Below are 23,855 nucleotides of genomic sequence, written 5' to 3' on the forward strand. Positions count from 1 at the left end.
GTCACATCGCGGTGACGATGCGGGCGAGCAGCTCGCTGATGCGGGGGCCGGCGGCCCGGCCGGCCTCCAGCACCTCCTCGTGCGACAGCGGCTGCGGGCTGATGCCTGCCGCGAGGTTCGTCACGAGGGAGACGCCGAGGACCTCCATGCCGGCGTGCCGCGCGGCGATGGCCTCCAGCGTCGTCGACATGCCGACGAGGTCGGCGCCCAGGAGCCCGGCCATCTTGACCTCGGCCGGGGTCTCGTAGTGCGGGCCGCGGAACTGGGCGTAGACGCCCTCGGGCAGCTCCGGGTCGACGGACCGGGCGACCTCCCGCAGCCGCGGGGAGTACAGGTCGGTGAGGTCGACGAACGTCGCGCCCTCGAGGGTCGAGGTGCCCGTGAGGTTGATGTGGTCCCGGATCAGCACCGGCTGCCCGGGCCGCCACGCCATGTGCAGCCCGCCGCAGCCGTTGGTGAGGACGACGGTCTCGCAGCCGGTGGCGGCGGCGGTGCGCACCCCGTGCGCGACGCGGCGCACGCCCTTGCCCTCGTACAGGTGCGTGCGCCCGCCGATGACGAGCGCGTGCCGCACCGAGCCGTCGGGACGCTCCACCCGCACGGACCGGGTGGTGGCCGCGTGGCCGGCGACGGCCGGCCGGGAGAAGCCGGGGATCTCGTGCGTCGGGACCTCGGCGACGACGTCGCCGATCAGCTCTGCGGCGCCGCCCCAGCCGGAGCCGAGCACCAGGGCGACGTCGTGGCCCGGCACCCCCGTCACCTCGGCGATGTGGTCGGCCGCCGCACGGGCGACGTCGAACGGGTCGGTGGTCGGGTCGTCGAGGTCCCCGACGCTGCGGCTCGTGGTGCTCATGGTCCCGAGGGTAGTCCGCGCGGGGGCGCCGCGCCGCGTCGGCGCAGGTGGCCCCGCAGCCTGACACAATGGCACCCGTGCCCTCCGTGAACACCCCTTCCCCGGACACCACCCCGGACACCCCGGCCTCGTCGATCGCCCCCACCCCCGGCGTCCCCGAGACCGACCCTCGCGCTCCCCACGTGGTCGTGGTCGGCGGCGGCCCGGGCGGCTACGAGGCCGCCCTCGTGGCCCGCCGGCTCGGGGCCCGCGTCACGGTCGTCGAGCGCCAGGGCCTCGGCGGCGCCGCCGTGCTGACCGACGTGGTGCCGTCCAAGACGCTCATCGCCACCGCCGAGTGGTTCACCACCGCGGAGCAGGGCGCCGAGCTCGGCGTCCGCGGCGAGACGCCGGCGGGCGAGCGGCGCGACCACGTCGACCTCAAGGCCGTCAACGCCCGGGTGCTCGCCCTCGCCGACGCGCAGTCCCGCGACATCCACGCCCGGCTCGAGCGCGAGGGCGTCGAGATCGTCGCCGGCACCGGGCGGCTCGACGGGCCGTCACGCGTCGTCGTCGAGCACCCCGAGGGCACCGCGGCGACGACGACGCTCGACGCCGACACCGTGCTGCTCGCCGTCGGCGCGACGCCGCGCACGCTGCCCACCGCCGTCCCCGACGGGGAGCGGATCCTCACGTGGACCCAGCTGTACCGGCTCACCGAGCTACCCGAGCGGCTGATCGTGGTCGGCTCCGGGGTCACCGGCGCCGAGTTCGCGGGCGCCTACCAGACGCTCGGCTCCCAGGTCGTGCTCGTCTCCTCGCGCGACCGGGTCCTGCCCGGCGAGGACATGGACGCGGCCGAGCTGCTCGAGGGGGTCTTCCGCTCCCGCGGCATGACCGTCATGTCCCGCTCCCGTGCCGCCTCCGCCGAGCGCACCGCCGACGGCGTCGCCGTCACGCTCTCCGACGGCCGGGTCGTCGAGGGGTCGCACGTCCTCATCGCCGTCGGCGCCGTCCCCTCCACGGCGGGCCTCGGGCTCGAGGAGGCAGGGGTGCGCCTGTCCGCGAGCGGCCACGTCGAGGTGGACCGGGTGTCGCGCACCTCCGTGCCCGGCGTGTACGCCGCGGGCGACTGCACGGGCGTCCTGCCGCTCGCGTCCGTGGCCGCCATGCAGGGGCGCATCGCGATGTCGCACGCCCTCGGCGACGCCGTCGCGCCCCTCAAGCTGGGGCGGGTCGCGGCCAACATCTTCACGGGGCCCGAGATCGCCACCGTCGGGTTCAGCGAGGAGAAGCTGCGCGAGCGCGGCCACCGCTACGTCACCACGACCCTGCCGCTGGCCCGCAACCCGCGCGCCAAGATGCTCGGCATGCGCGACGGGTTCGTGAAGCTCTTCGCCCACCCCGACGCGGGCGTCGTGCTGGGCGGCGTCGTGGTGGCGCCGCGGGCCAGCGAGCTGATCTTCCCCATCACGCTCGCCGTCGCGCACCGGCTGACCGTGGACGACGTCGCCGACGCGTTCACCGTGTACCCGTCCCTGTCGGGCTCGATCGCGGAGGCGGCGCGCGTGCTGCACGGTCAGTCGGGGGAGGGCCTCAGCGCCTGACCCCGGCGCTCAGGCGCGGCCGTCGAGCCGCGCCAGCAGCGCCGGCCACGCGGCGGCGAACGCCGGCAGCAGGGGCAGCGTCGCGACGTCGTCGACGGCGACCCAGCGCACGTCGAGGCTCTCCGGGTCCGCGGGCGCCGGCGCGACGTCGGCCCCGGGCGCGACGTCCGCGAGGACGGTCGTGTAGGCCCACGGACCGTGGTCGAGGACGTGCGTGCCCAGCACGTGCACCGCGCGCGGCGGCACGGCGGCCTCCTCGAGGCTCTCGCGCAGCGCCCCGTCCAGCGGCGTCTCGTCCGGGGCCAGGGCGCCACCGGGGACCGCCCACGTGCCGCCCTGGTCCGACCAGGGGGCGCGATGCTGCAGCACCACGTCGGTCACGTCGCCGCGCGGCGCCCGCCGCGCGAGCAGCAGCCCCGCCGCGCCGTACAGGCCCCAGTGCCGGTGGTCCCCGCACGCCACCCAGCCGTCCCCGGCATGCCGGTGGAGGGTCTCGCGCGGGGGGAACGGGCTGGGCACGCCGCCAGGCTACAGGCGAGGATGGACCGGTGAGCGACGACGGCGCCGATGACTCCCGCGCGTACGGCCGGTCTTCCTGACCCATGGAGGACGACAAGGCGGACGACCAGGTGACCACCGTGCCCGACGACCGTCCGGGCACGCTGCCCGACGCCTACGACCGACCCGGCTGGAAGCGCGACGTCACGATCTTCCTCGCCGGGCAGACGGTCTCGCTGCTCGGGTCGATGCTCGTGCAGTTCGCCGTGATGTGGCACCTCACGATCGTCACGCGGTCCGGGTCGGTGCTGATGCTCAGCATCGTGTTCGGGATGCTCCCGCAGGCGTTCGTGTCCGTCTTCGGGGGTGTGTGGGCCGACCGGCACTCCCGCAAGCTCCTGATCATCGGTGCGGACACCGCCATCGCGACGATCACCCTGGGCCTGGCGCTGCTCATGCTCTCCGGCGTCGACGACCTGTGGGTCATCTACGTGGCGCTCGCGGTCCGCTCCACCTTCGCCGGGATCCAGACGCCCTCGGTGAACGCGATGGTGCCGCAGATCGTGCCCGCCGCGCAGCTCCTGCGCATCAACGGGATCAACCAGTCCGTCCAGTCCGGCATGATGCTGCTGGCCCCGGTGCTGGCCGCCGCGATCTACGCGAGCTTCGACATCGTGGCCGTCTTCCTGGTCGACGTGGTCACCGCCCTCGTCGGGGTGGGGTTGCTCCTCCTGGTCCGGGTGCCGCGGCTGGTGCGGCACGACGAGGCTGCTGCCGCGGGGGAGGGCGGCGCCGCCGAGCGGCCCACCTACTTCGGGGACCTGGCGGCCGGGGTCCGGTACGTCCGTGGCCACGCGGCCGTCCGGTGGCTCATGACGATCTTCGCCACGACCATGGTGCTCATCGGCGCGCCGTCGTACCTCACCCCGCTCATGGTGACCCGCACCTTCGGCGACGAGGTGTGGAAGCTCACCACGAACGAGGTCTTCTGGGCGGCAGGCATGCTCGCCGGCGGGCTCGCGATGGCGCTGGTCGGGACGCGGGTCACGAACCGGGTGGCGCTCGTCGTCGGGACGACGTTCTCCGCGGGGGTGTGCACCGTCGGGCTCGGCCTGTCGACGAACATGTGGGTGTTCTACTCGCTGGGCCTGCTGGTCGGTGTCTCGTTCACGCTGATGTCCGCACCGAGCATGGCCATCCTGCAGGAGACCGTGGAGCCCGAGATGCAGGGCCGCGTCTTCGGTTTCGTCGGCATCGTCATGACCGTGGCGATGCCGCTGAGCATGGTCGTCTTCGGCCCGCTCGCCGACCGGTACTCGGTGCAGGTGCTGCTGGTCGTCGCCGGCACGCTGCTCGCCGCGTTCGTCGCCGTCGTGCTGGCCGTGCCGTCCGCGCGCCGCTCGCTCGCCGCCGTCGCCCGCCCCGTCGAGGTGCCCACCTGAGGCGACGTGCGTGCTGACCTGATCCTCATTCGGCCCGAATGAGGATCAGGTCAGCACGCACGATGCTCAGTCGACGATCTCGCAGATGACGGCGCCGGCCGTGACGGTGGCGCCGGGGGCGGCGGACAGCGACCGGACGGTGCCGGCCCGGTGCGCCAGGAGCGGCTGCTCCATCTTCATGGCCTCGAGCACGACGACGAGGTCGCCCTCGGCCACCTGGGCGCCGTCCTCGACGGCGACCTTGACGATGGTGCCCTGCATCGGGGACGCGAGCGTCTCGCCGCTCGCCGCGGCGGACGCGCGGGCGCCCTGGCGGCGGGTCGGACGGCGCGCCGCGTTGGCGCGCCGGGCGCGGCCGGCCGCGACGCCGAGGCCTGCGGGCAGCACGACCTCGAGCCGGCGGCCGCCGACCTCCACGACGACGCGCTCGGCGAGCTCCTCGGACGGCTCGTCGGCGTCGGGCGCCGGGGTGGGTGCGGGCGCGAGGGAGCTCAGCTCGCCCGCGAAGTCGGTCTCGATCCAGCGCGTGTGCACGCGGAACGGGCCGTCGGCGGGGACGAAGTCGTCGGACTCCATCACGGCGCGGTGGAACGGCACGACGGTGGGGATGCCCGCGACCTCGAGCTCGCGCAGCGCGCGGCGGGCGCGCTGCGCCGCCTGCGCACGGGTGGCGCCGGAGACGATCAGCTTGGCGATCATCGAGTCGAACGCGCCGGAGATCGTGTCGCCCTCGACCACGCCGGTGTCGACACGCACCCCGGGACCGCTCGGCCAGCGCAGCGTGCTCACGGTGCCGGGCGAGGGCAGGAAGCCCGCGGCAGGGTCCTCGCCGTTGATGCGGAACTCGAAGGAGTGGCCGCGCACGGTCGTGGAGTCGTAGCCGAGGGGCTCGCCGGCGGCGATGCGCAGCTGCTCGCGCACCAGGTCGATGCCGGTGACCTCCTCGGTGACCGGGTGCTCCACCTGCAGCCGGGTGTTCACCTCGAGGAAGGACAGGGTGCCGTCGGTGCCGACGAGGAACTCGCACGTGCCGGCGCCCACGTAGCCCGCCTCGCTGAGGATGGCGCGCGACGCGCGGTCCAGCTCGGCCTCCTGCTCCGGGGTGAGGAAGGGCGCGGGCGCCTCCTCGACGAGCTTCTGGTGCCGGCGCTGCAGGGAGCAGTCGCGGGTGGACACCACGACGACGTTGCCGTGCGCGTCGGCCAGGCACTGCGTCTCGACGTGCCGCGGGCGGTCGAGGTAGCGCTCCACGAAGCACTCGCCGCGCCCGAACGCGGCCACGGCCTCGCGCACCGCGGACTCGTACAGCTCGTCGATCTCGTCGGCGCTGCGGGCGACCTTGAGGCCCCGGCCGCCGCCCCCGAACGCCGCCTTGATCGCGATGGGCAGCCCGTGCTCGGCGGCGAAGGCGTGCACCTCGTCGGCGCCCTGCACCGGGTCGGGCGTGCCCGGGACCAGCGGGGCGCCGGCGGCCTGCGCGATGTGCCGCGCGCTCACCTTGTCGCCGAGGGACTCGATCGCCGCGGGCGGCGGGCCGATCCACACCAGGCCGGCGTCGAGCACCGCCTGCGCGAACTGCGCGTTCTCCGACAGGAAGCCGTAGCCCGGGTGCACCGCGTCCGCGCCGGAGCGCCGCGCGACGTCGAGCAGCTTGGCGACGTCGAGGTAGGTGTCGGCGGCGCGCTGGCCCTGCAGCGCGAAGGCCTCGTCGGCGAGCCGGACGTGCAGCGCGTCGCGGTCGGAGTCGGCGTAGACGGCGACGGAGGCGATCCCGGCGTCGGTGCAGGCACGGGCGATGCGGACGGCGATCTCGCCGCGGTTCGCGACGAGGACCTTGCTGATGGTGGGCACGGCTCACGGTAACGCGTGCTCCGTCGTCGTCCTGCACCTGCGGGCCGCCCGCGCAGAAGTCTGTGCCCGGTGCCAACGGCGATCCGGGCCGTTTGGAGGGATCCCACATGGACCTGGGGCATGACGGGTGTCGGACCTGCTCCCCGTTGGTGGTTTCGACAGCCCGGCAGCCCGGCGGGGGTGCGGTCGTCAGTCGCGCAGGTGGCGCCAGGGCACGTCCAGCTCGCCGAGGAGCTCGCGCAGCAGCGGGAGACTGAGCCCCACCACGCCGTGGTGGTCGCCCTCGACCCGCTCGACGTAGGGGCCGCCGAGCCCGTCGATCGTGAAGGCGCCCGCCACCTCGAGCGGCTCGCCGGTGGCGACGTAGGCGTCGATCTCGTCGTCGTCCAGGTCGGCGAAGTGCACGGTCGTGGCCGACGACGCGCCGAGGGTCGCGCCCGTGCCGCCGTCCTCGTCGTCCCGGAGGTCGACCAGCCAGTGACCGGTGTGCAGCACGGCGGCGCGGCCGCGCATGGCGCGCCAGCGGCGGCGGGCGTCCGCGGCGTCGGCGGGCTTGCCGACGACCTCCCCGTCGAGCTCGAGCATGGAGTCGCACCCGAGCACGAGGGCGGACACGTCGTCCTCCACCTGCCGGCTCACGGCCTCCGCCTTGGCCTGCGCGAGGACGAGGACGGCGTCCGCGGGCTCCAGGTCGTCCTCGGCCCGGTCCCGTGCGGCCGCGAGCACCGCGGGCTCGTCGACGTCGGAGACGACGACCTGCGGGGTGACGCCCGCCGCAGCCAGGGTGGCCAGGCGGGCGGGGGAGCGGGAGGCGAGCACGAGGCTGACGGTAGGCACGGTCGCACCCTACCCACCGGGACCCACCGTGCCGGGCTGCGGAGCGGTACGGGTCAGCCCGTGTGCAGCAGCAGGCTCGACACGAGCAGCACGACCGGTGACGCGATCGTGGTGACCAGGACGGTGTCGCGCGCCAGCATCTCGCCCGTACGGAAGCGGGCGGCGTAGTTGTACACGTTCTGCGCGACCGGGAGGGCAGCGAGCGTGACCGCCGTGGCGACCTGCGCGGCGTCGAGCCCGACCACGTACCGGGCCAGGACGAACGTGACGGCCGGCATGACGACCGCCTTCAGGGTGGCTGCCACGACCACCGCCGACCGTCCGCCGGGCTGCTGGAACGGGCGCGCGCCGTGCAGCGACATCCCGAAGGCCAGCAGGATCATCGGCACGGCGGCGCCGCCCAGGATCTCCAGCGGGGCGAGCACCGGCGCCGGCACGCTCCACCCGGTCACGGAGACCACCGCCCCCGCCAGGGAGCCGAGGATGATCGGGTTGCGCACCGGCTGGCTGAGCACGAACCGCACCGACACCCGCCCGGACGTCTGCGCGTCCAGCACGAGCAGCGTCACGGGCGCGAGGACCAGCAGCTGCAGCAGGATCACCGGGACGACGGCGGCCGGGTCGCCCAGCACGTAGACCGCCACCGGCAGGCCGATGTTGTTCGCGTTGACGTACCCGGACGACACCGCCCCGATCGTCGCCTCCGCGGCCGGGCGGCGCAGCCACAGCAGGTTGAGGACGACGAACGCCCCGGCCATCGTGACGGCCGCGACGGCCTGCACGAGCAGCGGGGCCTGGAACAGCTCGCCCACGTCGGCCCGCGCGATGACCGTGAAGAGCAGCGCCGGGCTCGCGACGAAGAACCCGATCCGGTTGAGCGCGGTGCCGGCGTCGGGCCCGCCGAGGCGCAGGCGCGCCGCGACGTACCCGACGCCGATGACCACGCCGATGATCGCGAAGCCGGTGAGGATGCCTTCCATGCAGGGCCGGGCGCCTGGGGGGCGGGGGCGCCGCCGTCAGGCGCGCGGGTCGCGGAGCGCGCCGGTCAGCACGTCGAGGCCCACCGAGCCCAGGCTCAGCGCCTGCGCGTGGAACTCCCGCAGGTCGAACTGGGTGCCGCGGGCGGTCGCCGCGGCCCGGGCGTCCTCGCGCGCCTGCTCCCACAGCCGCTGGCCCACCTTGTAGGAGGGCGCCTGGCCGGGCCAGCCGAGGTACCGGTTGAGCTCGAAGCGCACGAACGACTCGGGCATGTTGACGTTCGCCCGGAGGAACGGCCACGCCTTCTCCGCGTCCCAGGTGCCCCCGCCCCACGCCTCGGGGGCCTTCTTGCCCAGGTGGACGCCGATGTCGAGCACGACGCGGGCGGCGCGCATGCGCTGCGCGTCGAGCATGCCGAAGCGGTCGCCGGGGTCGTCGAGGTGGCCGAGGTCCGCCATGAGTCGCTCGGCGTACAGGGCCCACCCCTCGCCGTGGCCGGAGACCCAGCACATGAGGCGGCGCCAGGAGTTGAGCGTGTCGCGCGCGACGACGGCGGCGGCGCACTGCAGGTGATGGCCCGGCACGCCCTCGTGGTAGACGGTCGTCTTCTCCCGCCAGGTGTTGAACTCGGTGACGTCCGCGGGCACCGACCACCACATGCGGCCCGGGCGCGAGAAGTCGTCGCTCGGCGGCGTGTAGTAGATGCCGCCGGTCTGCGTGGGGGCGATGCGGCACTCGATCGTGCGCACGGGACCCTCGATGTCGAAGTGGGTGCCGGCGAGGTCCTCGATCGCGGCGTCGGCGGTCTCCTGCATCCAGCGACGCAGGGCGTCCGTGCCGTGCAGGGTGCGGGCCGGGTCGGCGTCGAGCGCGGCCACGGCGTCCTCGACGCTCGCACCCGGACCGGCGATCTGGCGGGCCACCGCCTCCTGCTCGGCGACGATCCGGGCCAGCTCGTCCAGGCCCCAGGCGTACGTCTCGTCGAGATCGACCTCGGCGCCGAGGAACTCGCGGGAGAAGCGCGCGTACCGGTCGCGGCCCACGGCGTCGGCCTCGGGAGCCTGGGGCGCCAGGTCGCGCTCCAGGAAGTCGGCCAGGCGGCCGTACGCGGCGCGGGCGGCGTCCGCGCCACGCTCCAGCTCGGCCCGTACGAGGCTGCAGGCCGCGGAGTCGTCCAGCACGGCGGCAGCGTCCTCGCCGCGCACCAGCCCGCGGAAGAAGGACTCCTCCCCGGCGAGCTCGCGCGACTGCGACACGCCCTCGCGCACCTGGCGGATCGCGGCGACCTGGCCCCGGCGGGCGGCCTCCGTGAGCGAGGCGACGTAGCCCTCGACCGCGTCGGGGACCGCGTTGAGCCGGGCGGCGACGTTCTCCCACGCCTCCACCGAGCCGGTGGGCATGAGGTCGAACACGTCACGCAGCTCCTGCACCGGTGACGCGATGTTGTTGAGGCTGGCGAGCGGCTCGCCCGCCTCGTGCAGCTCGAGCTGGAGGCCGACCCGCTCGCGCATCGCCGCGAGGGTGACGCGGTCGACGGCGTCGAGCGGGCCGCCGGCGCGCTCCGCGGTGTCGAGCTCGCGCAGCACCGCGCGGTCGCTCTCGGCGCGGGCGTCGTGGCCGGCGGGGGACAGGTCGGTCATGAGGTGGTCGAACCCGGACAGGCCGATCGACGTGGCGAGCAGCGGGTCGAGCTCGGCGGAGCGCGCGACGTACGCGTCGGCGACGGCGTCGACGGCGGAGGGCGTGCGCCCCGTCCCACCGGACGGGGTGCTGGAGGTCGGGGTGTGCTGAGTCACACGCCGCAGCCTAGCCCGGCGGGCCAGGCTGCGGCCGCCGGCGGGCGCCGACCGTCAGCGCCGCCCGTCAGACCGGCGGGGGAGTGCGGTCGTCGTACCGCTCGACGCGGTGGCTGGTGTGGGTGCGCTGCCGGTTCTGGACGAGGCCGAGGATCAGGGCGAGCACGCCCGCTCCGATGCAGATGTACCCGACGATGTTCAGGTTCACGACCTCCCACGTGTCCGGGGCGATCGCGAAGGCGAGCACGGCGCCGACGACGATGAGGAAGATGCCGAGTCCGATTCCCATGAGCGTGCCTCCGTTCCTGGTGCGCGGCGGTGTCCGACGCACCGCTCATCCCGATCATGTCGAGCACGGCTCCTCCTCGCGCGTTCTGCGCTGCGTCGTCGCCTACCGGGCGGACGCCTCGCCGCCGCGTCCGTCGCAGACCGGGCCGGTCGACCCGCGCCAGATGATGGTGTTGAGCGGGTCGCTGGGTGGGTCCGGGGTGGGCTCTCCGCGCAGGGTCGCGACCATGCGTGCCATGGCCGCACGACCCAGCCGGTGGTGGTCGACCTGGACGGTCGTGAGGGTCGGCTCGAGGTAGGCGCCGAGCTGCTGGTTGTCCCAGCCCGTGACGCTGAGGTCCCCGGGTATCGACCACCCGCGCTCGCGCGCTCCCTGCACGACCCCGCCCGCGACGGTGTCGGAGGCGGCGACGACGGCGGTCGGACGGTCCTCCGCGGGCAGGGCGTGGACCGCGGCGCGGCCGGAGGCGGCCGACCAGTCGCCCTCGTGCACGAGCGCCGGGCCGAGCCCGAGCCGCTCGACCGTGGCGACGAAGACGTCGCGGCGCCCCCGGGCGGACGCGAAGTCCAGCGCACCGGTCACGTGCAGGAACCGCCGGTGGCCGAGGTCCGCGAGGTGCTCGACGAGCTCGGCGACGGGTGAGCCGTCGGCGAGCTCGCCGACGCCCCGGAAGCTCTCGTCGTAGTCGGCCGACGCGACGATGGCGGCGCGCGCGGGCACCCGGTGCTCGGACGCCGGCGGCAGCGGGGCGAGGGCGAGGACCCCCTCGACCTGGCCCGAGTCCGCGAGCTCCAGCACGCGGTCGAACCGCTCCGCGGCCGTCCCCTCCACGGTCAGGGCCTCGATCGTGTACCCGTGCTCGTGCGCGACCTCGATGACGCCGCCGAGGATCTGCGGAGGGCCGTAGGTCGCGACGGCGGGCAGGAGGACGGCGACCCGCCCGCTGCGGCGCGTGCGCATCGAGCGGGCCGCGAGGTTCGGCCGGTAGTCGAGCTCCTGGATCGCGCCGGCGACGCGCGCCACGGTCTCCGGACGCATCCGCGGGTCGTCGCGCAGGTAGCGGGAGACGGTCTGGTGGGACACCCCGGCGGCCTTGGCGACCTCCCAGATCGTCGCGCGACGCTCCTGCCCCGTGCGCTCCTCCGTCATGCCTCGTCCTCGCTGGTCATGGGGCCCCCTCGGCCTGGCGTCCGGTCATTCTGGCACGCCGCGCGACGCCGGGGCGCGAGGGCAGGTAGTTGCGGTGTGATCGATCACCTTCTACGGTGTCGGCCTGAAGTGATCGATCACTTTAGCATCGGTGCGCCGGCACGAGCCGAGGCCCTGACGCACACCGCTCGACGACGAGAGGACCGACCCATGGCACCACGCCCACCCCTCCGGCCGCGGAGGGACGGATGACGGCGCTCGAGGAGGCCGCGACCCGGGACCGGCAGGGCACGGCGCCGTCCGCCGACGCCCCCGGTGCCCCGCGCCGGCCGCTGCCGTGGTGGCGCCGGATGGTGCGCGACCGGGCCGTGCTGCTCCTCGCCCTGCCGGCGATGGCCGTCGTCATCGTGTTCCAGTACCTGGCGCTCGGCGGCAACGTCATCGCGTTCCAGGACTACCAGCCGTACCTCGGCATCGGGCGCAGCCTGTGGGTGGGCCTCGAGAACTTCTCGATCCTCTTCTCCGGCGACCCCGAGTTCCTCAACGCGCTGCGCAACACCCTGGTCATCACGCTGCTGCAGACGGTGCTCGTCTTCCCCGCGCCGATCGTCCTGGCGCTGCTGCTGCACAGCCTCGTGTCCAACCGGGTGCGCCAGTGGGTGCAGTCGGTGCTGTACCTGCCGCACTTCCTGTCCTGGGTGATCGTGGTCGCGGTCTTCCAGCAGGTGCTCGGCGGGGCCGGCCTCATCAACAACTTCCTGCGGGCGCACGGGTGGCAGCCGATCGACGTCATCGGCAACTCCGACGCGTTCTACGGGCTCGTGACCTCCCAGGTCATCTGGAAGGACACCGGCTGGGCGACCATCCTCTTCCTCGCCGTGCTCGCGGGGATCGACAAGTCGCTGTACGAGGCGTCGGCCGTCGACGGGGCCACCCGGTGGCGCCAGACCTGGCACATCACCCTGCCCGGGATGCGGCCGATCATCATCATGCTGCTGATCCTCAAGCTGGGGGACTCCCTCAGCGTCGGCTTCGAGCAGCTCCTCCTCCAGCAGGACGCCGTCGGGCTCGGCGTGTCCGAGGTGCTGGACACCTACGTCTACAACCAGGGCGTCGTCGGCGGGTACTGGGGCGTCGCGGCCGCCGTCGGGCTGGTCAAGGGCGTGCTCGGCCTCGTCCTGGTGCTCGTCGCCAACAAGGTCGCCCACCTGTTCGGCGAGGAAGGGGTCTACCGCGCATGACCATCACCCGAGAGCCCGTCGCGCCCGCCGCGCCCGCCGGCGCCCCGCCCCGCCGACGGCGCGCCGTCGTCGACGGCGTGGCGATGCCCGGCCCCGCCGAGCGGGCCGTCAAGGCCGTCGTCCTCACCGTCGCGTGCGCGGTGGTGATCCTGCCCTTCGTGGGGATCGTCTCGACCAGTCTCGCGACGCCCGAGCAGGTCACCCGGGCGGGCGGGTTCGTCCTGCTGCCCACGGGGATCGACCTCAGCGCCTACCGGATGATCTTCGCCGGGGGCGTCGTGACGCAGGCCCTGTGGGTCAGCGTCATGGTCACCGCCGTCGGCACCGCGATCAGCCTCGCCCTCACGACCACGCTCGGCTGGGCCCTGAGCCGGCGGGGCGCGTTCGGCGTCCGGGGGATGCTGCTCCTGGTGCTGGTCAGCCTGCTGTTCAACCCCGGCATGATCCCCAGCTACCTGGTGGTCCAGCGGCTCGGCCTGCTCGACAGCCTCTGGGCGCTGATCATCCCCACGTCGGTCTCGGCGTTCAACGTCGTCGTCGTCCGGGCCTTCTTCGTCCAGCTCCCGAACGAGATCATCGACAGCGCCCGCATCGACGGCGCCACCGAGTGGCAGCTGTTCCGCCGCATCGGCCTGCCCCTGTCGAAGCCCGTGCTCGCCGTGGTCGGCCTCTTCTACGGCGTCGGCTACTGGAACGCCTTCTTCAGCGCCCTGCTGTACATCTCCGACTCCAGCAAGTGGCCGCTGCAGCTCGTGCTGCGCACCTACGTGGTGGACGGGTCGCAGCTCGGCTCGCAGGACCTGGGCATCGACGCCTCGGCCCTGCCGCCGCAGACGTCCCTGCAGATGGCGATCCTCGTGGTCTCCGTCGTGCCGGTGCTCGTGGTCTACCCGTTCCTGCAGCGTCACTTCGCCAAGGGGATGCTCACCGGCGCCGTCAAGGGCTGACGCGCCCGTCCCCCACCGCACCTGTCAGCGCACCGCCACCCGCTCAACGAGGAGTCCTTCGCATGATCCCCACCCCGCTCGCCGAGGCCCGGATGTCCCGCCGCAACCTGCTGCTCGGCGGCCTCGGCCTGGGCGCGTCCGCCATGCTCGGCACCGCCGCGTGCAGCAACGAGGGCCGCGGCGTCGCCGCGGTCTCCGCCGCCCAGAACGCCTCCGTGCTGCCGAAGTACATCCCCTACACCGGCGTGAAGATCGACATCAAGGGCACCCGGGGCGTGCCCGACACGATGCTCCGGTACCCGGCCAGCCCGAAGAAGGCGGCCTCCGGCCAGCCGGGCGACGGCGAGGACGTGTCGGTGTTCACGATGACCAACAGCCCCGTCCCGCCCGCGCTGGAGAAGAACGAGTACTGGCAGGAGCTCAACTCCCGCCTCGGCTTCGCCCTCTCCGTCGCGCTCACGCCGTCCGGCGACTACAACGACCGCTTCCAGACCACGGTCGCCGGCGACCGGCTGCCCGACATCTTCTCCTTCTTCCCGGGCTCGGTCCCCGGCCTGCCGAGCCTCCTGCAGGAACGGGCGACCGACCTCACCGACCTGCTCGCCGGCGACGCCGTCGAGAAGTACCCCTTCCTCGCGAACATCCCCACCGAGAGCTGGCAGAACTGCCTCTACAACGGCAAGGTCATGGCGGTGCCGGTGCCGCGCGGCCCCGCCCAGAGCGGCGTGTTCTACGCCCGCCAGGACTGGTTCGCGTCCGAGGGCATCGACCCCCAGGTGAAGTCCGTGGACGAGTTCCACGCCCTGTGCCAGGAGCTCACGGGCGGGAACACGTGGGCGCTCGGACGCGTGCCCCTCGGCTTCCTGCGGCAGATGTACGAGATCCCGAACGGCTGGTCGGACGACGGCGGCACGCTCACCAGCGCGAACCTGCACGAGGCGCAGGAGGAGGCGCTCGAGGCCGCGCGCAAGCTGGTGGCTGCCGGTCTCGTGCACCCCGACGGCGTGACCGCGCAGCAGCCGCAGCGCAAGACGTGGCTGGTGAACGGCACCATCCGGTTCCTCGACGACACGTTCAGCGCCTGGCCGGACTTCTCGAACTACCCGCTCGGGGAAGGGTTCGAGCTCGCGGTGGTGCCCCCGCCGCTCGCCGCGGGCGGCGGCACCGCAGGCATCCACCTGGGCGCGCCCGTCCAGAACGTCACGTCGATCAGCGCGAAGTCCGCCGACCGCGTCGAGGCCCTGCTGGACGTCATCAACTACCTCGCCGCCCCGTTCGGCACCGAGGAGCACCTGTTCAAGACCTACGGCATCGAGGGCGTGCACTACGAGCTCGACGGCACCGACCCGGTCCCGACGGAGAAGGGACGCACCGAGGTGCAGCTCGGCCTCAAGTACGTGGTCGAGGGGCCGTGGGTCAACTTCCAGGCCGGCGACCCGGACGTCGCGCAGGCCGAGCACGACGCCCAGACCGCCGTCGTGCCGACCGCCGTGAAGAACCCCGTGCAGGGCCTGTTCAGCGAGACCGACAGCCGCAAGGGCGGCCAGATCGGCGAGCGGCTCGGCTCGGTGGAGGCGGACATCCTCGCCGGGCGCAAGCCGGTCAGCGCCTGGAAGCCCGCCGTCGCCGCCTGGCGCAAGGGCGGGGGCGACACGATCCGCACCGAGTACGAGGCGGCGCTCGCGGACCGGAAGAAGGCGCAGGGCTGACCGGGCGCCGGGCGCGGGCGGTCGCGAGACGCCCGCGCCCACGCCCGCTCGAGCGGCTAGCCTCGTCGTTCGTGCACGAGGACGTGAAGGACATCCCCGACCCGCAGGCCCGCCCCCTGAGCGTGGTGGTCGCGCCCGACTCCTTCAAGGGCAGCGCCACCGCGACCCAGGTCGCCGAGGCGCTCGCCGCCGGGGCCCGCGCGGCCCTGGGGGAGGGTGCACGCGTCCGCGCCGTGCCGTTCGCCGACGGTGGCGAGGGCACGCTCGACGCGATCCTCGGGGCGTGGGGGGCCGAGGCCCGCACCTGCCCCACGTCGGACGCCCTGGGTCGCCCGACGACGGCTCGCTACGGCGTCTCGCCCGACGGTCGGACGCTCGCCGTCGAGGCCGCGGAGGCGTACGGGCTGCCCAAGGTCGCCGACGTGCCGCTGCGCGCGCTCGACGCGACCAGCCACGGCGTCGGCACCGTGGTCCTCGCCGCGCTCGACGACGCCCCGGCGGCGCAGGAGGTCGTGCTGTTCGTCGGCGGCTCCGCCAGCACGGACGGCGGGGCCGGGCTGCTCACGGCGCTGGGCGCCCGGTTCCTCGACGCGTCCGGCCAGGCCGTGCCGGAGGGCGGTGGCGGGCTGCGGTCCCTGGCCCGCGTCGACCTGTCCGGCATCGACCCGCGCGCCCGCGGGCTGCGGTGGCGCATCGCGTGCGACGTCGACAACCCGCTGCTCGGCCCGCGCGGCGCGGCCGCCGTCTTCGGGCCGCAGAAGGGGGCGACGGCCGCCGACGTGGTCGCGCTCGAGGACGGGCTCGCGCGGCTGGCCGACGCGCTCGCCGGGTCCACCGGGCACGACGCGCGCGACCTGCCCGGCGCGGGCGCGTCGGGCGGGCTGCCCGTGGGCCTGTCCGCCGCGCTGGGGGCGGCGCTGGTCCCCGGTGGCGAGCTCGTCGCCGACGCCGTCGGTCTCGTGGGTGCGCTCGAGGGCGCCGACCTCGTGCTCACGGGGGAGGGGAGGCTCGACGAGCAGTCCCTGCACGGCAAGGTGGTGGACACCGTGGTGCGGCTCGTCGCCGGCCGGGCGGCGGTCGTCGTCGTCGCCGGGGGCGTGGAGCTCACGCCCGGGCAGGTCGCGGACGCCGGGATCGCCGCGGCGTTCTCGCTCGCGCCGGGACCGCGGACGCTCGCGGAGCTCTCCCGGGACGCCGTGGTGGAGCTGGAGCGCACCGCGGCGCACGCGTGCCGGCTGTTCGCCGCGGGACGCGCGTCCCGCTGAAGGCCGCGGCTGCGGCGTCGAGGCTCAGCGACCCCCGGCGCGCCGGCGCAAGGAGTCGGCCCAGCCGCGGTGGTACCGGGCCACGACCGTGTCCGTGCCCGGCGCCCACCAGACCGCCACGGGGTCGCCGTCGCGCGGCGGCAGCGTCTCGTCGTCCGTCGCGCGCACGAGGTACGAGAACGGCTGGTCGTCCGTGCCGTCGTCGGTCGGGTACGCGACGACGCCGCTGAGCAGCAGCCCGGACGACGTGCGCCGCTCCCGCACCAGGACCGAGCCGGTCACCGACCGCGCCCCGGCGGCGAAGGCGGCCGCGGACCGCTGCTCGACGCCTTGCCGCTGGTCGTCGCGATAGCGCACCAGCGCGGCGACGGCGGTGACCATCAGGCCCGCCAGCATCCCCATGAACAGCCACAGCTCGACCGGGCCCGACGGGTCCTCGATCGTGCGGCGCAGCACGTAGAGCGCGACGCTCACCACGAGGGCCGGGGCCCACAGCCAGCGGCGCAGCCAGCCCGGGGGCGGCGGTGCGGGGAACTCGTCCAGCGGGGCGTCGACGTCCTCGGCCCGGTCCACCTGCTGCCAGACGACACTCACGAGTGCAGGCTCCAGCGCCACGCGTCGGCGTTGTGACGGCCCCACCGGCCGCCGAAGCTCTTGGCCGTGACCCCGGCCCCGTTGCCGCGCACCGTGCGGGCGCGGTTGGTCCACTCCTCGACGGGCGTCTCGTCGTCCGGCAGGCCGGGCGCGGACGCGACGGCGGCGAGCCCGGCGACCAGCGCCGCGACCTCGACGTCGTCGGGCCGACCGCGGACGACACGCACCTCGCCGCCGGTCTCGCCCTGCCGCTCGCCGGTCATCGCGTGCCCCCCGGCTCGTCGCCGTCCTCGTCCGTGAGCTCGTCGTCGAGGTCGTCGTCGCCGAACTCCACGGCGGCGCCGCGCGAGGTGGCCCACTCCGCGACCTCGTAGCCGCCGTCGAAGAGCCGCTGCGCCACGTCGCCGCCGGCCTCGTCGAGCAGCTCCACCACGCCGTCGAGGGTGGCCGGCGCACCCGGTGCCGGGTCGGCCACGACGAAGCCGAGGTAGAACACCTCGGCCGGCACGGCCCCCTCCGGCGTGTCGTGCGCGTGCTCCGGCTCCTCGTCCTCGTCCGCCTCCCACACGGAGCTCGTGAGGTCGGGGTGCATGCCGAGGCTGTCGTGCAGCGCGTCGAAGACGGCGGCGTTGAGCTGCCCCACGCGGTTCTCCAGGGCGAGCACCCGCGGGTCCTCGTCGGCCTCCGCCGCACCGAACTCGGCGCGCACGCCGACCGCGGTCTGCACGTACTCGTGCAGCGCTGCCGCCAGCGCGTCGACCGCGCGGTGCATCGGTTCGGGGTCCGTCGACCCCAGGGGTGCGGGTCCGTGCGTGGCGTCCTCGTGGCTCATCAGGCGATTGTCCTCCAACCCGGACTCAGAGCGGAATGTTGCCGTGCTTCTTGGGCGGCAGGCTGGCGCGCTTGGTGCGCAGGGCGCGCAGCGCGCGCACCACCTGCACGCGCGTCTCCGACGGCCGGATGACGGCGTCCACGTAGCCGCGCTCGGCGGCGTCCCACGGGTTGACGATCGCGTCCTCGTACTCCGCGACCAGGCGCGCGCGCTCGGCCTCGACGTCGCCGCCCGCCTCCGCGACCTCCTTGAGGGCGGACCGCTGCAGGATGTTCACCGCGCCGGACGCCCCCATCACCGCGACCTGCGCCGTCGGCCAGGCGAGGTTGACGTCGGCGCCGAGCTGCTTGGAGCCCATGACGATGTACGCGCCGCCGTACGCCTTGCGGGTGATGACCGTGACCAGCGGGACCGTGGCCTCCGCGTACGCGTAGATGAGCTTGGCGCCGCGGCGGATGATGCCCTGGTGCTCCTGGCCGACGCCCGGCAGGAACCCGGGCACGTCGACGAACGTCAGGACTGGCAGGTTGAACGCGTCGCAGGTGCGGACGAACCGGGCGGCCTTCTCGGCGGCGTCGATGTCGAGCGTGCCCGCCATGGACAACGGCTGGTTCGCGATGATGCCGACCGACTGGCCCTCGACGTGGCCGAACCCGATCAGCACGTTCTGCGCGAACAGGGGCTGCACCTCGAGGAACGAGTCCGGGTCGAGGACCGCCTCGACCACCGCGCGCATGTCGTACGGCTGGTTGTCGCTGTCGGGGACGATGACGTCGAGCGCCTCGTCCTCGGGCGTGACCTCCAGCACGGTCTCGTCCTCGGGCGGGAACGACGGCGCGTCGCCCAGGTTGTTCTGCGGCAGGTAGCCCACCAGGTGGCGCACGTAGTCGATCGCGTCGTCCTCGTCCGCGCCGAGGTAGTGCGCCACGCCGGACGTCGTGTTGTGGGTGCGGGCGCCGCCGAGCGTCTCGAAGTCGACGTCCTCGCCCGTGACGGTGCGGATCACGTCCGGGCCGGTGATGAACATGTTCGACGTGCCGTCGGCCATCACGATGAAGTCTGTCAGGGCGGGGGAGTACACGGCGCCGCCCGCGCTGGGGCCGAGGATCAGCGAGATCTGCGGGACGACGCCCGAGGCGGCGACGTTGCGACGGAACATCTCCGCGAACTGGGTGAGCGCGGCCACGCCCTCCTGGATGCGCGCCCCGCCACCGTCGGAGATGCCGATGATCGGCACGCCGGTGCGCAGCGCGAGGTCCTGCACCTTGGCGATCTTCTGGCCGTGCACCTCCCCGAGCGACCCGCCGAACACGGTGAAGTCCTGGCTGAACACGCACACCTGGCGGCCGTCGATCGTGCCGTGGCCGGTCACGACGCCGTCGCCGGCGACGCGACGCTTGTCGAGGCCGAAGTTGCGGCTGCGGTGCATGGCCAGCGCGTCCAGCTCGACGAAGCTGCCCTCGTCGAGCAGCGCCTCGATGCGCTCGCGGGCGGTCTTCTTGCCGCGGGGGTGCTGTCGCGCCTGCGCCTTCTCCTCGGCGTCGGCGACGGCCTCGGCGCGGCGTCGCTCCAGGTCGGCGAGCTTGGCGGCGGTGCCGGGGCGAGCCGCGGCCTGCTCCTGGGCGGTGGTGGCGTCGTTCACCCGACCGACCCTAGTTGGTGGGTTGCCACGCATCGATGCGCGACAGGCTGCGCCGGACCGCGATTCTTTGGAGGGACCCCACAACGTGGCGTCGCGGACCGGCGCCGGACAGGTGCCGGACAGGTGATGCGGCAGGATCGGGGCGTGAGCCGTGCCCCCCTGGACGTCCCCGCCCTGCGTCGCGACCTGCTCGCGCCGTCCGGCCCCCTCGCGCGGCTCGACGTCGTCGACGTCGCCGCCTCCACCAACACCGAGCTGGTGCAGGCCGTGCGGCGCGACCCGGGCGCGTGGGGCGCCCCCGCCGTGCTCGTCGCCGAGCACCAGCAGGCGGGCCGGGGCCGGGCGGGGCGGGAGTGGCAGACGCCCCCGCGCGCCGCGCTCACCGTGTCGGTGCTGCTGCGCCCGCGGCTGCCGGGCGCCGCGCTCGGCTGGCTGCCGCTGCTCGCGGGCCTGGCGGTCGCGCGCACCCTGGAGGCGGCCGGGGTGGCCGGCGCCACCCTGAAGTGGCCGAACGACGTGCTGCTGCCCGCCGCGGACGACGTGCCCGGCCTCGGCCGGGCCAGGAAGGTGGCGGGCGTCCTCGCGGAGGTGGTGCCCGGGGTGCCCGGCCTCGCCGTCGTCGTCGGCGTCGGGCTGAACGTCGACCAGACGGCGGCCGAGCTGCCCGTGCCCACCGCGACGTCCCTCGCCCTGTCCCGACCGCTGTCCCGCCCCGGCGACGCTCCCGGTCGCGGTGCCTTGCTCGGCACCCTGGTGCGCGAGCTCGTCGGGCTCGCCGCAGACCTCGAGGGGGCGGGCGGCGACGCTGCGGCGGCCGGGCTGGCCCGGCGGTACGCGGCGGCGTCGGCCACGCTGGGCAGGCCGGTGCGAGCCGAGCTCGCCGGGCGGGACGACGTCGTCGAGGGGACGGCGGTGCGCGTCGCGGGCGACGGCTCCCTGGTGATCGCGACGGCCGCGGGCGAGCGGGGCGTGACCGCGGGCGACGTGCACCACCTGCGCACCCAGCGGGGCACCAGGTGACGCTGGCTACAGTGGGGGCGTGACGAGCGACACCACCACCGGACCCGACCTGCCCACCGACGACGGGGCGCGGCGGTCCGGGGACACGGCGGCGCGGCTGGACGAGGAGATCCTCGGTGGTCCGCGGCGGTACACCCTGTCGGACCTCGTGGAGGGGACCGGCCACTCGCAGGAGTTCATCGAGAACTACTGGCGGTGGCTCGGGCTGCCCGTCACGCACCCGGCGGAGGTGGGGTTCACCGACGCCGACATGGAGGCGCTGCGCGAGATCGGCGAGCTCGTGGACTCGGAGCGGCTGGACGAGCAGGCGCAGATGACGCTGATCCGCTCGCTGGGGCACACCACGGACAGGCTCGCGCTGTGGCAGGTGGAGGCGTTCGTCGAGCACCTCAGCCGGCGCGACGGCCTGGACGACGTGAGCGCCCGGCTCGCCGCCCTGGACCGCGTGCCCGAGATGGCCGACCGGCTCTCCCGGCAGCTCGAGCACGCCTGGCGGCGCCAGCTCGCCGCGCTCACCGGCCGGCTGGCCACCGAGTTCGGCGGCGCCCGCGGCACGCACGCCGCGCACGGCGACGAGCTGCCCCTGCCGCGCGCCGTCGGGTTCGCGGACATCGTGTCGTTCACCAAGCGGACGGCGGGGCTGGGGTCGCAGGAGCTGTCGGAGTTCGTGCAGCTCTTCGAGTCGCGGGCGCGCGACGTCATCACCGAGGCCGGTGGCCGGGTGGTCAAGACCATCGGTGACGCCGTGCTGTTCGTGGCCGACGACGTGACGACAGGGGCCGAGGTGGCGCTGGGCCTGGCCGCCCCGCACGCCACGGAGAAGGAGATCCCGGTGCGGGTCGGGTTCGTGTGGGGGCGCGTGCTCTCGCGCTTCGGCGACGTGTTCGGCTCCGACGTCAACCTCGCGTCGCGCATCACCGAGCTTGCCGAGCCCGCCACCGTGCTGGTGGACCCCCACACGGCGTCGCTGCTCGCGTCGTCGTCCCGCTACGCGCTGACGGCGCAGCCCGCGCAGGAGGTCCAGGGCATCGGCGAGATCACGCCGGTGCGGCTGCAGCGCGCCTACACCGGCGCCTGAGCCCGGGGGCGCACTACCTCGGGATGGTGCCGACCACGTCCGGGTCCCGCGGGTCCGGGTCGGGGTCGATCAGCGACGGCCGGTTGTTCTGCACCGAGCCGACGGCGTCGCCGACGGGGCGCGTGGCCATGGCGACCTGCGGGCCGGTGACCAGACCCATGGCCTGCTCGGCGCCGACCGCGGGATCGAGCCACGCGTCCCACGCGGCGCGGGGGAGCACGACGGGCATCCGGTCGTGGATGCGCTCGAGGTCGGCCGACGCGGCCGTGGTGATCACCGTCGTGGACACTAGCCAGCGGTCCGGGTCGTCGTCCGCCTTCGACCGGTCGCGCCAGAACTCGTAGAGCCCGGCGAGCGCGGCGAGCCCGCCGTCGTCCGGGTGGATCCAGTACGGCTGCTTGGGGGCCTTCGCCCGTGCCGGCGCGCCCTCCGGCAGTGCCAGCCTGCGCCACTCGTAGTAGCCGTCCGCCGGCAGCAGGCAGCGCCGGACGCCGAGGGGCTTCGCGAACGCCGGCTTGTCGAGCAGGGTCTCGGTGCGGGCGTTGATCATGCGCGCGCCCACCGACGGGTCCTTCGCCCAGGAGGGGACGAGGCCCCAGCGCGCGAGCTGCAGGGTGCGGGTGATCTCCCCGGTGGCGCCCCCCTCGAGCCGGCGCGGGCGCTCGACGACGATGCGCACGGGGTCGGTCGGAGCCACGTTCCACGAGGGTGGGAGGAGACGGGCGTCCTCGGCGATCTCGGCGAGCGCGAGGTCGTCGGCGATGTCCTGGGCGTCGCGGAAGGACGCGTAGCGGCCGCACATGGATCCATCGTGACGCATCCCACCGACAGTCCGGGGGCGCAGCGCCGACATTCCTCTGGGCACGGTCGTATCGTTTCGATAGCATGGGTGCCATGCCCGACGCCTCCGTGAGACTTCCGCGCGCCCGATCTCCGTTCCGTTGGGTCCTCATGCTCGGTGCGCTCGCGGCCCTCCCGGCGTTCACCGTCGACATGTACCTGCCGTCCCTGCCCCAGGTGGCGGCCGACCTCGGCTCCTCGGCGTCGTTCGCGCAGCTCTCGGTCTCCGTCATGCTCCTCGGTGGCGCCCTCGGCCAGCTCACGATCGGTCCGCTGTCGGACCGCTTCGGGCGCCGGACGCCCCTGATGTGGGGGCTCGCGCTGCACGTCGTCACGTCTCTGCTGTGCGCCTTCGCCCCGAACATGACGGTCCTCGTCGGGCTGCGCCTGCTGCAGGGCTTCTTCAACGCCGCGTGCGGCGTCGCCTCGATGGCGGTCGTGCGGGACCGCTTCGTCGGCGCCGAGGCGGCGCGCATCCTGTCCCGCCTCATGCTCGTCATCGGCGTCGCGCCGATGCTCGCGCCGACGTTCGGGTCGGCCGTGGCGGCGGCCGCGAGCTGGCGCTGGGTGTTCGGCGTCCTCGCGCTCGCGGGCGTGGCGATGGCGGTCGTGGTGTGGCGGTTCATGCCGGAGACGCTGCCCGCCGTGCGTCGCCAGGCCGGCGGCGCGCGCAGCGTCTTCGCCGGCTACCGCACCCTGGTCCGGGACAAGCAGTTCATGGCGCTCGCCGTGATCCCGGGGCTCGGGCAGGCGGTCCTCATGAGCTACGTGGTCGGCTCGCCGTTCATCTTCCAGGAGGGCTACGGCCTGACCCACGGCCAGTTCGCCCTGCTCTTCGCCGTGAACGGTCTCGGGCTCGTGCTGTCCGCGCAGGTGAACGCGGCCCTGGTGCGGCGGGTCGCGCCGATCCGGCTGCTGCGGGCCGCACTGGCGATCCAGGGGGTCGTCGGCGTCGGGCTGCTCGTGGTCGCGCTGACCGGCGCGGGCGGTCTCGTCGGCCTGCTCGCCGTGCTCTGGCTGGTGCTGGCCTTCCAGGGCCTCGTCCCCGCCAACGCGTCGGCGATCGCCCTGTCGCGGCACGGCGAGCGGGCGGGCACCGCCGCGGCCGTCATCGGCGCCGTGCAGTCCGGCATCGCCGGCCTGGTCTCGCCGCTGGTCGGGGTGCTCGGCGGCGACGCGGTGGCGATGTCCTGGGTGATGCTCGCCGCCCTGGCGTGCGCGCTGTCCGTGCTCGCGTTCGCCACCCCGGCATTCCGCCGGGACGGCTGGGTCAAGCTGGCCTGAGCCGCCCCCGCCGCCCAGCCCCCGCCCCCCCGGCACTCGGCCCGACGCCGAACAGGCGGTTGTACACCATCTTAAGCGTGAGGAGGTGTACAAACCCCTGTTCGGCCCCGACGCGCAGGCGAAG

22 protein-coding genes are annotated in these 23,855 nt (G+C 74.3%); 9 read left to right on the forward strand and 13 right to left on the reverse strand.

Annotation, left to right across the window (positions count from 1 at the left end):
- Window position 1 precedes the first annotated feature (1 nt).
- The gene (locus tag ACFT55_RS05020) at window positions 2–853 is read right to left on the reverse strand and encodes a purine-nucleoside phosphorylase (RefSeq protein WP_380242169.1); all 852 of its coding nucleotides are present in this window, start codon (window positions 851–853) and stop codon (window positions 2–4) included.
- 134 nt (window positions 854–987) lie between these two features.
- Here ACFT55_RS05020 and ACFT55_RS05025 point away from each other — a divergent pair, with 134 nt between their 5' ends.
- Entirely contained in the window at window positions 988–2,439 is a 1,452-nt protein-coding gene (locus ACFT55_RS05025) for an NAD(P)H-quinone dehydrogenase (RefSeq protein WP_380242213.1), read from the forward strand.
- Window positions 2,440–2,448: 9 nt separating this feature from the next.
- Here the strand turns inward: ACFT55_RS05025 and ACFT55_RS05030 are convergent, their stop codons facing one another.
- Window positions 2,449–2,958 carry an NUDIX domain-containing protein gene (locus ACFT55_RS05030; RefSeq protein ID WP_380242171.1) on the reverse strand — a complete coding sequence of 170 codons (510 nt, stop codon included), beginning with the start codon at window positions 2,956–2,958 and terminating at the stop codon, window positions 2,449–2,451.
- Window positions 2,959–3,041: 83 nt separating this feature from the next.
- Here ACFT55_RS05030 and ACFT55_RS05035 point away from each other — a divergent pair, with 83 nt between their 5' ends.
- Window positions 3,042–4,379, forward strand: coding sequence for an MFS transporter (locus tag ACFT55_RS05035; protein ID WP_380242173.1), 1,338 nt, complete (start codon window positions 3,042–3,044; stop codon window positions 4,377–4,379).
- A 66-nt stretch (window positions 4,380–4,445) separates the two neighbouring features.
- Here ACFT55_RS05035 and ACFT55_RS05040 read toward each other — a convergent pair whose 3' ends face one another.
- From ACFT55_RS05040 to ACFT55_RS05065, 6 genes are all read right to left on the reverse strand, one after another.
- Entirely contained in the window at window positions 4,446–6,230 is a 1,785-nt protein-coding gene (locus ACFT55_RS05040; protein WP_380242175.1) for a biotin carboxylase N-terminal domain-containing protein, read from the reverse strand.
- A gap of 189 nt (window positions 6,231–6,419) precedes the next feature.
- A complete protein-coding gene (locus ACFT55_RS05045) occupies window positions 6,420–7,067 on the reverse strand; it encodes a Maf family protein (RefSeq protein ID WP_380242177.1) in 648 nt (215 codons plus the stop codon).
- A gap of 53 nt (window positions 7,068–7,120) precedes the next feature.
- Complete coding sequence (locus tag ACFT55_RS05050; protein ID WP_380242179.1) at window positions 7,121–8,047, reverse strand: AEC family transporter; 927 nt, start codon at window positions 8,045–8,047, stop codon at window positions 7,121–7,123.
- Window positions 8,048–8,083: 36 nt separating this feature from the next.
- A complete protein-coding gene (locus ACFT55_RS05055) occupies window positions 8,084–9,841 on the reverse strand; it encodes a DUF885 domain-containing protein (protein WP_380242181.1) in 1,758 nt (585 codons plus the stop codon).
- A 67-nt stretch (window positions 9,842–9,908) separates the two neighbouring features.
- Entirely contained in the window at window positions 9,909–10,130 is a 222-nt protein-coding gene (locus ACFT55_RS05060) for a DUF6458 family protein (protein ID WP_380242183.1), read from the reverse strand.
- Between the two features lie 102 nt (window positions 10,131–10,232).
- On the reverse strand, window positions 10,233–11,279 hold the full coding sequence (locus tag ACFT55_RS05065) for a LacI family DNA-binding transcriptional regulator (RefSeq protein ID WP_380242185.1): 1,047 nt from the start codon (window positions 11,277–11,279) through the stop codon (window positions 10,233–10,235).
- A gap of 248 nt (window positions 11,280–11,527) precedes the next feature.
- Here ACFT55_RS05065 and ACFT55_RS05070 point away from each other — a divergent pair, with 248 nt between their 5' ends.
- From ACFT55_RS05070 to ACFT55_RS05085, 4 genes are all read left to right on the forward strand, one after another.
- The gene (locus ACFT55_RS05070; RefSeq protein WP_380242187.1) at window positions 11,528–12,520 is read left to right on the forward strand and encodes an ABC transporter permease; all 993 of its coding nucleotides are present in this window, start codon (window positions 11,528–11,530) and stop codon (window positions 12,518–12,520) included.
- Window positions 12,517–13,467, forward strand: coding sequence for a carbohydrate ABC transporter permease (locus ACFT55_RS05075; protein WP_380242189.1), 951 nt, complete (start codon window positions 12,517–12,519; stop codon window positions 13,465–13,467). Before ACFT55_RS05070 ends, ACFT55_RS05075 begins: the two co-directional genes overlap by 4 nt.
- Window positions 13,468–13,529: 62 nt before the next feature.
- Window positions 13,530–15,176: an extracellular solute-binding protein gene (locus tag ACFT55_RS05080; protein WP_380242191.1), complete on the forward strand. Its 1,647-nt coding sequence runs from the start codon at window positions 13,530–13,532 to the stop codon at window positions 15,174–15,176.
- A gap of 71 nt (window positions 15,177–15,247) precedes the next feature.
- Window positions 15,248–16,441 (forward strand): glycerate kinase, encoded by a 1,194-nt coding sequence (locus tag ACFT55_RS05085; RefSeq protein ID WP_380242193.1) that lies wholly within the window; start codon window positions 15,248–15,250, stop codon window positions 16,439–16,441.
- Between the two features lie 24 nt (window positions 16,442–16,465).
- On the opposite strand, the gene ACFT55_RS05090 is transcribed toward ACFT55_RS05085, so the two are convergent.
- The 4 genes from ACFT55_RS05090 to ACFT55_RS05105 are packed head-to-tail and all read right to left on the reverse strand — an operon-like array spanning window position 16,466 to window position 19,509.
- The gene (locus ACFT55_RS05090; RefSeq protein ID WP_380242195.1) at window positions 16,466–17,035 is read right to left on the reverse strand and encodes a hypothetical protein; all 570 of its coding nucleotides are present in this window, start codon (window positions 17,033–17,035) and stop codon (window positions 16,466–16,468) included.
- Window positions 17,032–17,298 carry an acyl-CoA carboxylase epsilon subunit gene (locus ACFT55_RS05095; protein WP_380242198.1) on the reverse strand — a complete coding sequence of 89 codons (267 nt, stop codon included), beginning with the start codon at window positions 17,296–17,298 and terminating at the stop codon, window positions 17,032–17,034. The genes ACFT55_RS05090 and ACFT55_RS05095 overlap by 4 nt, the downstream gene beginning before the upstream one ends.
- Window positions 17,295–17,867: a hypothetical protein gene (locus ACFT55_RS05100; RefSeq protein WP_380242201.1), complete on the reverse strand. Its 573-nt coding sequence runs from the start codon at window positions 17,865–17,867 to the stop codon at window positions 17,295–17,297. The genes ACFT55_RS05095 and ACFT55_RS05100 overlap by 4 nt, the downstream gene beginning before the upstream one ends.
- A gap of 25 nt (window positions 17,868–17,892) precedes the next feature.
- Window positions 17,893–19,509 carry an acyl-CoA carboxylase subunit beta gene (locus tag ACFT55_RS05105; protein WP_380242203.1) on the reverse strand — a complete coding sequence of 539 codons (1,617 nt, stop codon included), beginning with the start codon at window positions 19,507–19,509 and terminating at the stop codon, window positions 17,893–17,895.
- 144 nt (window positions 19,510–19,653) lie between these two features.
- Here ACFT55_RS05105 and ACFT55_RS05110 point away from each other — a divergent pair, with 144 nt between their 5' ends.
- The gene (locus tag ACFT55_RS05110; protein ID WP_380242205.1) at window positions 19,654–20,529 is read left to right on the forward strand and encodes a biotin--[acetyl-CoA-carboxylase] ligase; all 876 of its coding nucleotides are present in this window, start codon (window positions 19,654–19,656) and stop codon (window positions 20,527–20,529) included.
- 19 nt (window positions 20,530–20,548) lie between these two features.
- Window positions 20,549–21,607, forward strand: a complete 1,059-nt coding sequence (locus ACFT55_RS05115) for an adenylate/guanylate cyclase domain-containing protein (protein ID WP_380242207.1) — start codon at window positions 20,549–20,551, stop codon at window positions 21,605–21,607.
- Window positions 21,608–21,620: 13 nt separating this feature from the next.
- On the opposite strand, the gene ACFT55_RS05120 is transcribed toward ACFT55_RS05115, so the two are convergent.
- Window positions 21,621–22,409 carry an SOS response-associated peptidase gene (locus ACFT55_RS05120; protein ID WP_380242209.1) on the reverse strand — a complete coding sequence of 263 codons (789 nt, stop codon included), beginning with the start codon at window positions 22,407–22,409 and terminating at the stop codon, window positions 21,621–21,623.
- Between the two features lie 92 nt (window positions 22,410–22,501).
- Between ACFT55_RS05120 and ACFT55_RS05125 the strand changes: the two genes are divergently transcribed.
- On the forward strand, window positions 22,502–23,731 hold the full coding sequence (locus ACFT55_RS05125) for a multidrug effflux MFS transporter (RefSeq protein WP_380242211.1): 1,230 nt from the start codon (window positions 22,502–22,504) through the stop codon (window positions 23,729–23,731).
- The last annotated feature ends 124 nt before the right edge of the window (window positions 23,732–23,855 follow it).

The organism is Isoptericola sp. NPDC057191, assembly GCF_042670225.1.
Taxonomy (GTDB): Bacteria; Actinomycetota; Actinomycetes; order Actinomycetales; family Cellulomonadaceae; genus Isoptericola.